Here is a 14,820-nt window from a genome sequence, read left to right as displayed (position 1 = left end):
TTAAAAAAATTCGATCAATAAAGCTACTATTATACAGAAGGTTACCACCCAGGTTGCTATGGCCTTAAGTTCCCACAGCTCTATGTCGGCTACGCGGCCCGTGCCTATGTATGAATTTGATTTACGCTTACAATATGCGCCATAGCCTACCAATGCAAAGAAAATGATCAAAAAAAAGATGATCAGCAGGCGTTCAAAATCGTGTGTAAGCATAAAATTCTTTTAATAATTAATTTATATACGTAACTTTTTAAATGTGGTTTCCAATTAAATCCAATTTTTTGCTTTTAACTGTTGTGTAGGCTTTTACTCATTTAGGCAAATACTTTCCACCAGGCTCCACTTTAAATAAATATTATTTTGCGCTACTTAAAGCCCCTATCCATTCGCAGCGCATACTAACAGCTATAAATTGCTACAATTGGTCAACTTAACTCACCAATAACAATACCATAAGTTGTACCGGCTTAAAACTTAAAACACCTGCAGCATTAGCTTGTTGCTAGAGCATGAAAGTGTTACTCGCAGGCGCTAATGGCTATATAGGTACCAGGCTCATCCCCATTTTGCTGGATGCCGGGCACAGCCTTGTTTGCGTAGTACGTGATAAACGGCGTTTTCATGAACAAAGCGATTACGCAGATAAGGTAACCTTACTAACTGCCGATCTTTTAAAGGAAGATTCGATTGAGCAATTTCCTGAGGATATTGATGCTGCCTACTACCTGGTGCATTCCATGTCGCAGGCGGCGGATTTTGCGGAAATGGAAGCACTATCGGCACGCAATTTTGCAACAGCAGTGAATAAAACCAAGGCTAAGCAAATCATCTACCTCAGTGGCATAACCAACGACGAAAACCTGTCAAACCACCTTAAATCGCGCCGCCACGTAGAAGATGTTTTGGCCGAAGGGCACGTTCCGGTAACGGTGTTAAGGGCAGCCATCATCATTGGATCGGGCAGTTCATCGTTCGAGATCATCCGCGACCTTACCGAAAAGCTTCCCATTATGACCGTGCCGCGCTGGGTTAACACCAAATGCCAGCCAATTGCCATACGTGATGTATTGGGTTATCTTGAAGGTGTTTTGCTGAATGACAAAGCCATTGGTAAAACATTTGACATCGGCGGCCCGGATATTTTAAGCTTCAAACAAATGATGCTTACCTATGCAGATGTACGCAGGCTTAAACGCTATATCATAACCATTCCTTTTCTATCACCAAAGCTTTCATCATACTGGTTATACTTTGTTACCTCAACCAGCTATTCGCTTGCGCAAAGTTTGGTAGACAGCATGAAGAACGAAACCGTGATGAAGAACCACGACATTGATGCTGTTGTACCCCGCAAGTGCCTCACATATCGCGAAGCGCTGCGGCTTGCCTTCAAAAAAATCGAACAAAACTCCATCGTTTCCAGTTGGAAAGACGCCCTTAACTACGGCTACCTCAACTCAACCTTTATGGACCAGATTAAGGTTCCGCAAAATGGCACGCTGGAGTATAAAGTAAAACAGCCCTTTAAACGCGACAAAGCTGAGGTGCTTAAAAATGTAATGGCCATTGGCGGTAACCGCGGCTGGTACTATTGGGATTGGATATGGAGTATTCGGGGTTTCCTTGACAAACTTTTTGGTGGTGTAGGCTCAAGACGGGGCCGTACCAGCAACGTGAGCATATCTGCAGGGGATGTGGTTGATTTTTGGCGTGTTTTACTGGCCGATAAAAAAACCGGTCGTTTATTGCTTTATGCCGAGATGAAAATCCCAGGCGAGGCCTGGCTGGAGTTTAAGATAATTGAACGCAACGGCAAATCGCTACTAAGCCAGATAGCAACCTTCCGCCCACGTGGCTTGTGGGGCCGCATGTACTGGTACCTAATGTGGCCGTTCCATCTATTTATATTTAACGGTATGGCACGCCGAATTGTAAACTATGCCGACAAAGACAAATAATATTATTTAACAAGATACATATAGTGAGCAAAAGCGTATTAATTACCGGCGGATCTGGCTTATTAGGGAAGGAGCTTACAAATGCTTTACTTAAAAAAGATTATATCGTAAGCCATTTAAGCCGAAGTAAAGGCAACACGCCGGGTGTAAAAACTTTTTTATGGAATGTGCCAAAGGGGGAAATTGACGCCAACTGTTTAAACGGCGTAGATACCATTGTACATCTTGCCGGTGCAGGTATAGCCGATGAAAGGTGGACCGTGAAAAGAAAAAAGGAAATAATAGATAGCCGCACGCAATCTATAGGCTTGCTATATCGCCTTATGCGGCAGAAGCCAAACCAGGTAAAAACTGTTATCTCGGCTTCCGGGATAGGTTATTATAGCGATCGTGGCGATGAAATACTTGCAGAAGATGCTACACCAGCACATGATTTTATGGGTAAGTGCTGTGTTGCTTGGGAAAAAGCGGTTGACTCCGGCAAAGATTTCGGCGTGCGGATAGTAAAATACCGCACCGGTGTGGTACTTACCAAAGATGGCGGTGCTTTGCCTAAGCTTGCTCTCCCTGTAAAACTTGCCGTAGGCTCACCTTTGGGTAGCGGCAGGCAGTGGGTATCATGGATACACCACCATGATGTTTTGAACATGTACCTCGACGGCATAGCAAACCAAAGCATTAGCGGGGTGTATAACATGGCAGCCCCCTGCCCGGTAACCAATGCCACATTAACGGCAGCAGTGGCCCGGCAGCTTAAACGCCCGCTTTGGGCACCCAAAGTCCCTGCCTTTTTAATTAAAACTTTATTTGGCGAAATGGCCACCGTTGTGTTGGGCAGCACCCGCACATCGGCGCAAAAAATTGAAGATACCGGGTTTAAATTTACTTACCCTGATATAGCCGCTGCATTAAAAGAAATTTATGGATAAAAAAGCACCTGTAAGTATATTTTGGTTCAGGCGCGATTTAAGGCTCGACGACAATGCGGGCCTGTACCATGCGCTTAAAAGTGGCAATCCCGTTTTGCCAATTTTTATTTTTGATAAAGAGATACTCGACGACCTGGAAGATAAAGATGATGCACGCGTTACCTTTATTTATGAAACCATAGAAGACCTGAACAAACAATTGCAAAAGCTAGACAGTGGCCTGCAGGTTTTTTACAATAAGCCCGAAAATGCCTGGAAACAATTGCTAAATGATTACCAGGTGGCCGGAGTTTACACCAACCACGACTATGAGCCTTACGCCAAAGAACGTGATGAGGCAATTAAGGCTGATCTGGCAAAACATAAAATTGAATTTAAGACTTTTAAGGACCAGGTAATTTTCGAAAAGGCCGAAGTGGTAAAGGATGACGGCAAACCATACACCGTTTTTACTCCTTACAAAAATAAGTGGCTGCAAAAACTCAAGCCTTTCTACCTTAAGGCATATCCTAACAAAAAGCACTTCAAAAACTTTTTTAAATTTAGCCCGGCAGCATCGCCTACTTTAAAGGAAATGGGCTTTGTAAAAAGCGACCAATGCATCCCGGACAAAAAGTATGCAGATGTAATTGATGATTACGCCGAAAAACGCGATTATCCGGCCGTACACGGTACATCACGCATTGGATTGCACCTGCGCTTTGGCACAGTGAGCATCAGGAAATGTGCCGATGATGCGAACGAAGCACGTAACAAAACCTGGCTCAACGAGTTGATATGGCGCGAATTTTACAGCATGATCCTTTACCATTTTCCGCACACGGCTAAATATGCCTTCAGGCCGGAGTATGACAGGGTTGAATGGGTGAATGATGAAAAACAATTTGCAGCCTGGTGCAAAGGCGAAACAGGCTACCCATTGGTAGATGCCGGCATGCGCCAGCTAAACGCCACAGGATTTATGCACAACAGGGTGCGCATGGTAACCGCCAGCTTTTTAAGTAAAGACTTACTGATTGACTGGCGCTTAGGCGAACATTATTTTGCCCGTAAACTATTGGATTATGAAATGGCCAGTAACGTAGGCGGCTGGCAATGGGCAGCCGGCAGTGGCACAGATGCGGCTCCCTATTTTAGAATATTTAACCCAGAAAGCCAGCAGAAAAAGTTTGATCCTAAAATGGAATACATAAAAAAATGGGTTCCGGAATATGCCGACTTCAGCAAATATCCAAACCCCATTGTCGACCACGCTTTCGCGCGGGAGCGCTGCCTTAAGGCTTTTAAAAAAGCACTAAATAAATAGTTTTTTAAGGATTTGTAATATCAGTTATCTGGATATCATACCTTACGGGTGCATTTGGTGGCACAACTCCAACACCTTGTGTACCCGCTCCAAGACGAGAAGGGATTATAATAGATAAAGAGCTACCAACTTTGCCTGAAGTTTTGAGTATATTAATGACGCCCAAAGGGAAAGTTGAGGATACCGCGAGGGCACCACTGGATGTTTTATATACTTCATTCACTGCTGTGCCGTTCATTAGGTTTGCAGTGAATGTACAGGTAACTGTCGAAAACTCGTTAAGCGTTACAGATGATGTACCCGCAGTAATAATTTTGTAATAGGTGCCATCCGCAGCTTTTGTGTAGCCGGTTAAACCGTTTGCACTCATATAGTTGCGAATTACCAGATCATCGTAAACCTGTTGGTCATTAATTACGTGTACATACATATCTAATGACTGATTGCCCGCTATGCGCCCGTTTGTGTTAGTAATGCTACCGGTACCAAAGCCACTTTTGCCATAAGCCAGGCGCGATGGTATAAGCAAGCGCATACTTGCGCCACGGAACTTCAGTGCATTTTTAATACCCAGCTGTAAGCCCTTAGGCAAAGACTTCGATACATAGCCTAAAAGTAAATACTGATGATTTAAAATAGTGTCTGAAGCGGTGTATTTGCCGTCCATAGAGCGCAAGGTGTAAACCAATGATATGAAATCAGAATACTCCAGCGGCGCTCCCGAACCTTTATTTATTATTTTATAGTACAAGCCGGTCGTGTCTCCGTCAGTTGTATCACGTTTAAAGTCACTTAGACTGTTCGTGCTCATGTATGCCTGTATTTGCGCATCGTCGTACTCTTTAATTGACGGTTCGTTGCGATCTTTACGGCAAGCCGTCAATGCAGTAATGGTAAGTAGTAAAAAAGTAAAAATCCTTTGTTTCATCTATTCTAATTCGTTACATCTAAAAGTTGTATATCAAAATCAACTATCGAGTTTGCCGGTAAACCTATACTGGGCTGGTCGTAAGCGCCGTATGCATAACGCGACGGTGCAATAATTCGTATCCGCCCACCCTTATTGATTTTTGGCAGCGCCAGTTTCCATGCCCTTATCACTTCGCCCAATCTAAAGGATGGGTGGAAATTATTTGATTGTGAAAATACTTCGCCTGTTAAAAGCTTGCGGCCTACGTAATCTACCGTAACAGAAGTTGAGCTGGTAAATAAACTGTTGCCTGATCCCGGCGCAACCACAACGTAATATATACCGGTTTGCACATTGGCGCTATCCAGGCGTACTGCTTTAACATCGGGATTGGCAGCAAGATAATCCTGCACTATTTTATCGTCGGCCTCGGCCTGTGCCATAGCCTCATCGGCAGCATCATAGCCTTTTTTGCATGCGGTTAAACCCGCTACAAGCATCAACAATATATACAGTACCCTTTTCATGCTACCTTACAAACGGCAAATTTATCGTTTTATAATTCAAAAACAGCAGCTTAACACTTTTTAACACTTGGATGTAGTAAAACCCGGCCAGATCAGGGTTTATAGTTAAGGGTGAGTTGATTGATTTTCTTTAGCATCTCGGTTAAATACTGTTTATCGGCGTCGCTGATATGAGCATTTAAATAGTTATTAAATTGCTTAACCACATTCTTAGCTAGCTGGCGCTTTTCCTTACCAAGGTCGGTAAGGTATATTTTAACAGATCGTTTATCGCCGGCATTGCTTTTACGGTAAATAAGCCCGCTTTGCTCCAGCTGATTAAGCATACGCGACAAACTTGTAGATTTTAAGCCGAGCAACGCAGCTGCCTGCGATACTGTTGTACCCTCTTCATCAATATTGATAAGCAGGTAACCGATAGATTGTGTAATGCCAAACTCTGTAACCAATTGGTTATACCTGTTGGCAACCGTTTGCCACACTATTTTTAAAAAATAGTCGATAGTTTCCTGGTGTTTTACACTGTTACGCATAGGCAGCAAACATAACGTATTTTTTTATCGCATAATATGTATTCGGCAATAATATAGCGGTTACTTATAATCCAAAATTTACCAACCTAATTTGGTATCGTCGCCACGCGGATCGGCGCCACCCTCATAGTAACCCCACTTTGTTTTTAGTATAGCATCTACCCGGCCAATTGGCCCACGAGGTTTTAGCACATAACCTTTTTTTGTGAGTATACCTGCAGTTACACTGTCAAGCGCCCCCTCTTCCGTGTATATAACATCGGGCAGCCACTGGTGGTGAAAACGCTTAGCGGCAACGGCAGCCTGCATGCTTTTATCAAATGCTATCACGTTAAGCACTGTCTGGAAAACCGATGTCATGATGGTTGATCCGCCGGGAGTACCAACAACCATAAATAAATCTCCATTTTGCTCGATGATGGTCGGCGTCATTGATGATAGCATACGCTTCCCCGGTTGTATGCTGTTGGCCTTGCCCCCTATTAAACCGTACATATTTGGCACGCCCGGCTTGGCGCTAAAATCATCCATTTCATTATTAAGCAGAAACCCCGCTCCTGCCACAAAGATCTTAGAGCCGAATGAGTCGTTAAGGGTTGTTGTGATAGATACGGCATTACCGTCGCGGTCAACAATAGAATAATGAGTGGTTTGGTCGCTTTCGTAACCGGCAAAGCTACCCGGCTGTATGGTTGTGCTTGGCGTTGCCGCTTCCCATTTAAAGCTTTGCATACGGCTCAAAATATACTTTGCATTTAGCAGACTGTCAACTGGCACCTTATAATAGTCAGGGTCGCCGAGGTATTTGGACCTGTCTGCATACACCCTGCGCTCGGCCTCTACCATAACCTGCACGGTCGAGTCGCGGTTATAGCCCCAACGCGACAAGGGATAGGGTTCTACAGATTGCAGTAATTGTAAAAGCGCAATCCCTCCGCTTGATGGCGGCGGCATGGTAATGATCTTGTACCCTTTGTATTGCCCAATCAAAGGCTTGCGCCATACCGAATGATAATTTTGCAGATCCTTTTTTTTAATCAGCCCTGCGCCGCTTTTCATTTCGGCAACTATCTGGTCGGCAACTGTACCTTCGTAAAATCCGGCCCTGCCTTTTGCTTGTATTGCTTCCAGCGTTTTGCCAAGATCAGCTTGTGTTAGGATATCACCTTCTTTCCAGTCGGTAGTTTTTACAAAATAATTTTTACCGGGGTTTAGCCTGGTAAATTGTGCCTTGTTTTTGTTAAGATCATTAGCCAGGTGAGTTGTCACTTTAAAACCTTTTGTAGCTAAATCAATAGCGGGTTGCAGCAGGTCGGCCCATTTAAGTTTGCCGTACTTTTTGTGTGCCTGTATCATCCCGTCAACAGAGCCGGGCACGCCCGATGCCTGATGCGTATATAAGCTTTTATCGGGTATTACATTGCCGTTTGCATCAAGATACATATTAGCGTTAGCCGCTTCCGGGGCTTTCTCCCTGAAATCAAGGGTAGCCACCTCCCCTTTTTTACCACGATAAACCATAAAGCCCCCGCCTCCAAGATTGCCCGCCTGGGGCAGCGTAACCGCCAGGGCAAAGTGAACGGCTACCGCGGCATCAACCGCATTGCCACCTTTCTTCAGAATATCAAGCCCCGCTTTTGCTGCATCCGGGTAGGCACAAACCACCATGCCGTTACGATATTGTGCACTGTTATTCCGGCCCAACTGCCCTTGCACGCATGATGCAGAAGAAAATAGAAGTATTGCTAATACAATTGTTTTATTTAGGATACCCAACCTGCTACTCATTATATAGATTTATCACGTTTAACGCCACAATTTCTCCATTTGCTACCAAATCACAAAACATAAACGTGATTTTTGCTGCTGAAAACCAGTAAGCTATCGCACATATTTTGTACGCCGTTGCATAAAAACACAATTAATACGTTATTAGGGCGATAATACTACATCTGTTTACCTTAAAAACCTACTAATTGTGCTGCCTTTTTTATCGGCAGCTTTTGCTAACCCTAAAATTACGTAATGAAAAAACTTGCCTCAATTACACTTGTACTGTTTTGCTTTTTGGTGGTAACCAAACGTGCCTCCGCGCAGGATTATAAAACCGCCGTTGGTGGTAAATTTGGTGCTTTTGAAAACGGCATTTCGGTAAAATATTTTATGGACAAGGGAACCGCGCTCGAAGGTGTCCTGGGCTTTCGCAGCCGTGGTGCTGTATTTACCGGGCTGTATGAGTTGCATCAGCAAGCGTTTAATGTACCCTTGCTAAACTTTTATTATGGTGCGGGTGCCCACATTGGTGCAATTGGCAAAGGCGAATTCAGGCGTTTTGGTGACGACCGCTATTACGACAGTAGCCACCTGCTGTTAGGTGCCGATGCTGTTTTGGGCCTTGAGTATAAATTTCCGGATGCGCCTATTGCCGTGAGCCTGGACCTTAACCCACGACTTGAGCTGGCTACCGGCCCTTTCTTTGACGTTGCACCGGGCCTGGGTATCAAATACACCTTTTAAATTGCCTAAAAACTTAAATAAACAAGGCCACGCATTTACAGCGTGGCCTTGTTTATTATTAATGGTTTGCTGCCGATAAGGCAATGCAATCAATAAATTACTTTATGATAATGACCTTTTTGGAGTAGATTTTTTGCCCGAGCACAATTTTCAAAAAGTAAGTTCCGGGAAGCTTGTTGGCTACATTAATTACGGTACTGTAGTTACCCGCGCTTATATTTTGCGACTGCTCATGAACTATTTGCCCGGCAGAGGTAAGCAATGAAATTTTGAGTGGCCCAGCCTCTTTTGCAACGAAAACGATATTCAAAATTGTACTTGCCGGCACCGGGAACATGGTGAGCCCGATATCGGTATCCTGCCCCGGGTTTTTAGCAATAATGGCGTAGCGGTACACTTCCGATAGCGCTACACAGCCATCGCCCATATTTACGGCCACCTGGTAATTGCCGCTTTGCAAAGGCGTATAGCTTTGCCCTGTTGCACCGGCTATCTCCACACCATCGAGCAGCCATTGGTTACCCAATCCAACGCTTGAGTTAAGCACCTCACCGTTTTGCGTTATCACCGGGTTGCCAACTGTAACTGCCTGCCTTGATATAGCCGGACAGCCTGTGCTTTTTACCCGCATATCGTAAAAGAAATAGTAAAAATTTCGGTAGTAGGTAGTATCACTTGCATTAGTTGGCGATGTTGCCGTGTTGCCTGTTATGCTAAACACATTGCCTATTTTAAAAGGGTAACCTGTAACCCCGCTATTGCTGCGGTAAAGGCTTGCACCGTTCTCGTAACTTGGCGTAATAGTATAGTTGCCTGCAGCAGGCAACTGTAAGTTTAGGGTGTACACACGGCCCTGGTCTGTTGCGTCATCATCCAGTGCACCAGCTGCAGGGTTTCTGCGTGTGGCAGTTACATTGATGCTTGATGTTGACACCACCTGCCCGGCCGAATTTGTTACGCTGAACGTAACACGACCCGCATTACCCACATAAAGCCTTGCACTTTCAATAGTTACCGGCACAGCTGTATATACTTTAACATCCGGTGTAAACTGATTGTAACCACCTGCGCTGAAAGCGTTTTTTGTTGCAGGGCCAACATTGCCGCTAAAATCATTTAGTCCTGCATAAAAATTACTGCTGGCAGCAGCGGTATTCACCCTTACCGACGAGCCAAAAGCTACAGGTAATGTTGCCGTGGCCGATGTGTACCAAAGCACCTGCCCCGCACCTGTGGCATTTAAAAGGTAGGAGTTGCTGTTGCCGCACTGATAGGCCGAGAGTCCGCTTAAGGTTGGTGGCTGGCTGATGCTTAGCGTGCCATTGGCCTGGTTATTTGTTGTAATTGGATCATTAGCCAGCTGCGTTGTAGCAGTAATTGTATAGGTGGTACCGGCCGTAGTGTTAAACCTGCCGGATAGCGTAAAATCTGCCTCTTGTTGCGGGTTTATGGTACCTGTATAAATTTCATTAAACGTTACCGCAGCATTGCCGGGGCTGGTTACGGTAACATTTACAGGAACATTGCTGATGGCTGCACCGCCAAAGTTTTTAAGCTTCAAAGTAACGGATGTAGCAACCGCGCATGATGATAGCGCATCGGGCGTTACAACAGCTGTTACCCCGGCATCGTTGGCCGGCAGGGTAAACTGCACTCTATAGTCTTGTGTTTCGCCTTTGGCGTAAGTGCCACATGCCAAAATTGATGAGGCGTCATTTGTTTCGGATAGTACAATTCGCAACAGACTAAAGTTGCCTGGTGTTACCGTTAAAGGCACATTGATGGTTCCTGTATATGCGCCTGTTCCGTTTATTATATTAGTGGTAGCGGCCAGCTCGTCGGTTTCGAAAGTGCCATTGCCGTTCCAGTCTACAAATATTTTGGCTGCTTTATTAAAGTTTCCTCCGCAGGTGCCCAGGTTAATACCAAACGGGTAAGCTCGGGCCTGCTCGAGGGTTATGGTTTGGCTGGTGTTATCAACATATCCTGTGCAGCCTGCGCCCGCTGTATAATTTACGTTTGATAAAGCAAAACTCACAATTTTAGAATCAGCAGTTGATGCCGGGGCAGACGCACAGTACGAGTTACCGCCTACGCCTGTAGCAATAACTGAGTACGCCTGGCTACCCGACGATAGCGTCCCCTTATGAGAGATGGTGACGCTATAACGCTTGCCCGGTGTAGCGTTGGCAATATAAACCTGCTCGATGTTGTCACGAATATTATCGCCGGTGGTTGCCGCTGCCGATGGACTGTTAGGCGTTAGCACCCAGGGTGTAAAGGTTGTAGTGCCATCGCTAATGCGCAGGTCAAGATCATTTACCAGTTTTGGCGTACGGCTGTTTAGAGTGCCTGCGGCCGTTGGTGCAGCGGCAGGATCTGTCCAGCTAATGGTTATGGCCAGCGGCCCATCGCCTGAGGCCACTACCTCCAAGGTACGCGTTTGACCTTGTGCAAGTGAGTTTTCACTGATCATGCTAAGGGTATTGTTCTCGGTAATTGCCTTGGCAGCGGCGCGCATATTTAAAACGCCCCAACCATAAATATAGTCGGGCCCTACGTTACCTGCATCAAAGGCAGTATGGCATGCCAGTCCTTTAAGGGTTGCTGCCCGCATAAAGTTTCCATTGTTCTTTTGGGCATAGTACTCCTGTAGTAAATAAAGCGATCCGGTTACGTTAGGCGTAGCCATTGATGTGCCTGATAGTGTAGCGTATGAATTGGTGCCTGCGTTGCTTGTTGATGTTACGTTTACGCCGTCGCCTACAATATCCGGTTTTATACGCCCATCATCCGTAGGGCCCCAACTGCTAAAAAATGCAATAGCCACATCAGAACGGTTCACCGGCCCGTTAGGTAATGGCGAAATAGCGCCCACAGTAAGGATATTTTTGGCATTGCCTGTAGTACTTATAATATCATAACCATCGTTATTGCTAATACCTGCAGGCCTTGGCCCTTTGTTGATAATGGTAGGGTTTGTGCGGGATGTGTAGCCGTAATAAGTTTCGCCAACTGCCGGGCCCGTGCTGCTGCGCGAATTACCCGAAGCCTCCACAATCAAATAATAAGGTGCGTTGTACGCGATGTTATCAAAAGACTGTGCCCTGTCGTCATAAAAACCAAAAGTGTAATCCTCGGTGTCGCCGGGTAGGCCGTACCACTCCCAACGGGCCTGGGTAGAATTATAGTTCCAGCCTGCAACATCGCCATACGAGTGATTTGATAAGATGAGGCTCGCAGCCGCACCGCTCATTTCTGTAACATCATTATCAAAATCCCAGGCCTGCAGTGTGGCGGCATTAAAAGCCATTCCTTTAGCCGGCGCAAAAGCGCCCCGGGCCACCATGGTACCGGCCACGTGCGTAGCATGTTGTATAATTGATGAATTATCTTTAGCAGTAATGGTTTTGCCTGCAAACTCGGTATGCTGGCTGTATACCTGGCCGCCATCCCAAATACCAAGCTTGTTATTTAAAAATGTACTGGAACCCGACAGATTCAGTCCCAACTCGCCGCCCGGCTGCACAGCGTTTGTAGCGGTTGTTGCAGCTGCAAGTACATTGTTAAAGGTTGTACGAAACACCGGGAAACCCAAGTTATTTACGCCTTGCAATTGTATCACAGCACCGCCCGGTCCTTCCCGGCGCACAGCCCAGCCCCTTGACGGAGCCAGCGATAAAGCACGCTGGTAGCCTGCAGAAAAAGCCTTATCGGCACTAAGTGAAAGCTGGTCGAGCTGATTTTTTTGAGCGGTACTTACCAATTGCTTTTGCGCGAAGGCAGCATCAGTTAAACCGGTAAACAATAAGAATATTAAAATGGCCCGGTAAAGTTTACCCATATAATTGTGATACGTAAAAGATGCAGCAATTTCAGTAAATAGTGCGGTATTATAAAATATTGTTTAATATGCATTTACATAAGCTTTCGGCATATAAAAGCTATCAAAACAATTTTTATAAATTTAACTTTATATAGCCCAAACACCACCACAAGATGAAAGCCCCTGCCCGTATCTTATTATTGATAGCATTGTTATGTGGTATCATTAATAAAAGCCACGCACAAGCGCAGGTACCCGATACGGTTTTAACCGGCATATACATCACCAGCATACACGATGTTAATTTTAAAGACAAGGAGTATAGTGTTAACCTGTGGTTGTGGCTTAGGTACAAAAACAAAAAATTTGATTTTGATAAAAATCTGGAAGTGCCCCTGGCAAAAGAAGTAACAAAATCATTTACAACTGTCGACTCGAGCGATAACCAGGTCTTCATGCTGATGAAGCTGCAATGTGTAATGAAAGACTCCTGGAAGATCGATAATTTCCCGTTTGATAAGCAAACATTGCGCTTCTCAATAGAAAACTCGCAGTTCGATTCCAAATCTCTGGTTTTTAAGGCAGATTTATCAGGTAAGCATTTCGACCCACGCTTTTTATTGCAGGGCTGGAATATTGATAGTGTTGGCATCACTACCGGCGTTAAGCAGTATGAAACAGCCTTTGGCGATATCAGCCTTAAGAAGCCCCATACCGAATATAGTGCCTATCGCGTCAAATTAAAAATAGATCGCAATGCCATCGGCCTGTTCTGGAAAATGTTTTTGGGCATGTACGTAGCGTTCCTTATCGCGTATATGTGTTTTTACATTCACTTCGATAGTATCGACTCGCGCTTTGGCCTCAGTGTAGGTGCGCTGTTTGCGGTGATAGGTAACAAATATATTATCGATTCGTCGCTGCCCGAGTCAACGTCATTTACGCTGGTTGATGCGCTGCACGGTGTTACGCTATTATTTATACTTGCCGTAATTGTTTCTACATCCTTTTCATTACTTTTAATAAAACGCGAGCAGATTGAACGTGCCAAACGCTTCGATTTTATATGCGCACAGGTTTTGCTTGCTGGCTATATAATGATAAATACCTGGCTCATATGGCAGGCAATTGCCAGCAGTAATTAAACTGCAATTGTAAAATTTTGTTAAAATTTTTTTTTGCAAAAACCTTAATATATATGTAATGTTAAGCAGGAAAACAGGTAACGCAACCAAGTGTTGAATTGCCGTTTGCCCAATAACAAACCGAAGGAAAGAAATGATGAAGAGCAATTTAAAAAGCCCCACCAAGACTATTCTGCATAAACGAACGGGACGTTGTCAAAACTAAAGGCGACTATTAAACACAATTTTATTGCAGAAAATAAAATACGTTTATTAAATTTAAGCACTGCTATTAATTGATGCGTATAATTTAAATTTCCTATTACGATGAACGAAATCATATCTATTGCAGAACTCTCTCTTCGGACATTGAGCCACGGTGTATTACAGCTGTTATCTTCAGAACTCAAAGGTGTGGGTATTGTTGCCATTGCCGGCAATCAACTCCTGATTAAAATAAGCCGTAACGATTTTGAGCAGCGCATGGGTAACCTGCTACAGCAAATACAAACCGTGATTGACAAACGTTTCCCCGTACGTACCGAGCACCTGTCAATTGTGATAACTGACAATGATGCCCGCTACAAAAACGTATTCAAAATTTGGAAGTCGGCATAAGCCTTTAAATAAAATTAGTGTTGTTTTTTAGCGGCTTGTAACGCGTTCCACCGTTTAGCCGCTTCATCCTGCTGCTTGCGCAGTAACTCAACGGTACGGGCCTGTTCATCCTTTTCGCAAAGAGGGCCTTCAGTCCTTAACCAAGCATCAGCTACTGTAGCTGTTTCAGATTTTTTGTTACTTATCATGGCCGTAAAATTTAAAAGCTGTTAAGAGCGCAGCCCAATTGGTTTATAAATAATATGTGCCGGGAGATGTATACAAATATTAACGTTTTAAAAGGCCTTATGGTATCTTGAATAAACAAAAAAACTCCCGCCCAAAACGGGCGAGAGTTTAAAGTGAGGATCTATAACAGATTATTAAAACCTATTTCTTTCCTCTTGTATTTTTTCGGTTGCAAGGTCAACTTTCTCTGCAGCGTACTGCTTTGCCTTATCAAACCATTGTGGTGCATCCTCGGTAATATCATCCAAAATTGAACGACCGTTTGCACCTTTTTTTGTGATATAGTTTATTCCGTATCCTATTGCGGCACCTACCGCTATAAATCTTAATAAGCCCATTTTTTT

General features: G+C 44.5%; 14 protein-coding genes. 6 read left to right on the top strand and 8 right to left on the bottom strand.

All coding sequences use genetic code 11. The annotated features are described in order from the left end of the window. Positions 1 to 213: a hypothetical protein gene (locus tag FPZ43_RS13000; RefSeq protein WP_146382362.1), complete on the bottom strand. Its 213-nt coding sequence runs from the start codon at positions 211 to 213 to the stop codon at positions 1 to 3. Positions 214 to 509: 296 nt separating this feature from the next. Here FPZ43_RS13000 and FPZ43_RS12995 point away from each other — a divergent pair, with 296 nt between their 5' ends. Genes FPZ43_RS12995 through FPZ43_RS12985 form a run of 3 tightly spaced genes read left to right on the top strand, consistent with a single transcriptional unit; the run spans position 510 to position 4,193 of the window. Further along, a complete protein-coding gene (locus FPZ43_RS12995) occupies positions 510 to 1,958 on the top strand; it encodes an SDR family oxidoreductase (protein ID WP_146382361.1) in 1,449 nt (482 codons plus the stop codon). A gap of 23 nt (positions 1,959 to 1,981) precedes the next feature. Continuing rightward, positions 1,982 to 2,887, top strand: coding sequence for a TIGR01777 family oxidoreductase (locus FPZ43_RS12990; RefSeq protein ID WP_146382360.1), 906 nt, complete (start codon positions 1,982 to 1,984; stop codon positions 2,885 to 2,887). Further along, positions 2,880 to 4,193, top strand: a complete 1,314-nt coding sequence (locus FPZ43_RS12985) for a cryptochrome/photolyase family protein (RefSeq protein ID WP_146382359.1) — start codon at positions 2,880 to 2,882, stop codon at positions 4,191 to 4,193. The genes FPZ43_RS12990 and FPZ43_RS12985 overlap by 8 nt, the downstream gene beginning before the upstream one ends. A gap of 4 nt (positions 4,194 to 4,197) precedes the next feature. Here the strand turns inward: FPZ43_RS12985 and FPZ43_RS12980 are convergent, their stop codons facing one another. From FPZ43_RS12980 to ggt, 4 genes are all read right to left on the bottom strand, one after another. Beyond that, a complete protein-coding gene (locus FPZ43_RS12980) occupies positions 4,198 to 5,121 on the bottom strand; it encodes an FKBP-type peptidyl-prolyl cis-trans isomerase (protein ID WP_146382358.1) in 924 nt (307 codons plus the stop codon). 5 nt (positions 5,122 to 5,126) lie between these two features. Beyond that, positions 5,127 to 5,630, bottom strand: a complete 504-nt coding sequence (locus tag FPZ43_RS12975) for an FKBP-type peptidyl-prolyl cis-trans isomerase (protein WP_146382357.1) — start codon at positions 5,628 to 5,630, stop codon at positions 5,127 to 5,129. Positions 5,631 to 5,722: 92 nt separating this feature from the next. Further along, positions 5,723 to 6,163 carry a MarR family winged helix-turn-helix transcriptional regulator gene (locus FPZ43_RS12970; protein ID WP_146382356.1) on the bottom strand — a complete coding sequence of 147 codons (441 nt, stop codon included), beginning with the start codon at positions 6,161 to 6,163 and terminating at the stop codon, positions 5,723 to 5,725. Between the two features lie 78 nt (positions 6,164 to 6,241). Next, positions 6,242 to 7,951: a gamma-glutamyltransferase gene (ggt, locus tag FPZ43_RS12965; protein ID WP_146382355.1), complete on the bottom strand. Its 1,710-nt coding sequence runs from the start codon at positions 7,949 to 7,951 to the stop codon at positions 6,242 to 6,244. Between the two features lie 237 nt (positions 7,952 to 8,188). On the opposite strand from ggt, the gene FPZ43_RS12960 reads away from it, so the two are divergent. Then, complete coding sequence (locus FPZ43_RS12960; RefSeq protein ID WP_146382354.1) at positions 8,189 to 8,680, top strand: hypothetical protein; 492 nt, start codon at positions 8,189 to 8,191, stop codon at positions 8,678 to 8,680. A 97-nt stretch (positions 8,681 to 8,777) separates the two neighbouring features. Here FPZ43_RS12960 and FPZ43_RS12955 read toward each other — a convergent pair whose 3' ends face one another. Beyond that, a complete protein-coding gene (locus tag FPZ43_RS12955; RefSeq protein ID WP_146382353.1) occupies positions 8,778 to 12,524 on the bottom strand; it encodes a S8 family serine peptidase in 3,747 nt (1,248 codons plus the stop codon). 155 nt (positions 12,525 to 12,679) lie between these two features. Here FPZ43_RS12955 and FPZ43_RS12950 point away from each other — a divergent pair, with 155 nt between their 5' ends. Beyond that, positions 12,680 to 13,651 carry a ligand-gated ion channel gene (locus tag FPZ43_RS12950; RefSeq protein ID WP_146382352.1) on the top strand — a complete coding sequence of 324 codons (972 nt, stop codon included), beginning with the start codon at positions 12,680 to 12,682 and terminating at the stop codon, positions 13,649 to 13,651. A 306-nt stretch (positions 13,652 to 13,957) separates the two neighbouring features. Next, positions 13,958 to 14,248 (top strand): hypothetical protein, encoded by a 291-nt coding sequence (locus FPZ43_RS12945; RefSeq protein WP_146382351.1) that lies wholly within the window; start codon positions 13,958 to 13,960, stop codon positions 14,246 to 14,248. 14 nt (positions 14,249 to 14,262) lie between these two features. On the opposite strand, the gene FPZ43_RS19315 is transcribed toward FPZ43_RS12945, so the two are convergent. Next, entirely contained in the window at positions 14,263 to 14,436 is a 174-nt protein-coding gene (locus FPZ43_RS19315) for a hypothetical protein (RefSeq protein ID WP_186461836.1), read from the bottom strand. A gap of 174 nt (positions 14,437 to 14,610) precedes the next feature. Further along, complete coding sequence (locus FPZ43_RS12940) at positions 14,611 to 14,814, bottom strand: YtxH domain-containing protein (protein WP_146382350.1); 204 nt, start codon at positions 14,812 to 14,814, stop codon at positions 14,611 to 14,613. Positions 14,815 to 14,820: the final 6 nt, after the last annotated feature.

It is taken from the genome of Mucilaginibacter pallidiroseus (assembly GCF_007846085.1).
GTDB lineage: Bacteria > Bacteroidota > Bacteroidia > Sphingobacteriales > Sphingobacteriaceae > Mucilaginibacter > Mucilaginibacter pallidiroseus.
Note: the sequence above shows the minus strand (reverse complement) of the source record. Positions and strands in the feature narration are given on the sequence as shown.

Bases quoted from the DNA above. Each gene is read 5' to 3' on its own strand.
- FPZ43_RS13000 (WP_146382362.1), bottom strand. From the start codon at position 213: ATGCTTACACACGATTTTGAACGCCTGCTGATCATCTTTTTTTTGATC.
- FPZ43_RS12995 (WP_146382361.1), top strand. From the start codon at position 510: ATGAAAGTGTTACTCGCAGGCGCTAATGGCTATATAGGTACCAGGCTC.
- FPZ43_RS12985 (WP_146382359.1), top strand. From the start codon at position 2,880: ATGGATAAAAAAGCACCTGTAAGTATATTTTGGTTCAGGCGCGATTTA.
- FPZ43_RS12980 (WP_146382358.1), bottom strand. From the start codon at position 5,121: ATGAAACAAAGGATTTTTACTTTTTTACTACTTACCATTACTGCATTG.
- FPZ43_RS12975 (WP_146382357.1), bottom strand. From the start codon at position 5,630: ATGAAAAGGGTACTGTATATATTGTTGATGCTTGTAGCGGGTTTAACC.
- FPZ43_RS12970 (WP_146382356.1), bottom strand. From the start codon at position 6,163: ATGCGTAACAGTGTAAAACACCAGGAAACTATCGACTATTTTTTAAAA.
- ggt (WP_146382355.1), bottom strand. From the start codon at position 7,951: ATGAGTAGCAGGTTGGGTATCCTAAATAAAACAATTGTATTAGCAATA.
- FPZ43_RS12960 (WP_146382354.1), top strand. From the start codon at position 8,189: ATGAAAAAACTTGCCTCAATTACACTTGTACTGTTTTGCTTTTTGGTG.
- FPZ43_RS12955 (WP_146382353.1), bottom strand. From the start codon at position 12,524: ATGGGTAAACTTTACCGGGCCATTTTAATATTCTTATTGTTTACCGGT.
- FPZ43_RS12950 (WP_146382352.1), top strand. From the start codon at position 12,680: ATGAAAGCCCCTGCCCGTATCTTATTATTGATAGCATTGTTATGTGGT.
- FPZ43_RS12945 (WP_146382351.1), top strand. From the start codon at position 13,958: ATGAACGAAATCATATCTATTGCAGAACTCTCTCTTCGGACATTGAGC.
- FPZ43_RS19315 (WP_186461836.1), bottom strand. From the start codon at position 14,436: ATGATAAGTAACAAAAAATCTGAAACAGCTACAGTAGCTGATGCTTGG.
- FPZ43_RS12940 (WP_146382350.1), bottom strand. From the start codon at position 14,814: ATGGGCTTATTAAGATTTATAGCGGTAGGTGCCGCAATAGGATACGGA.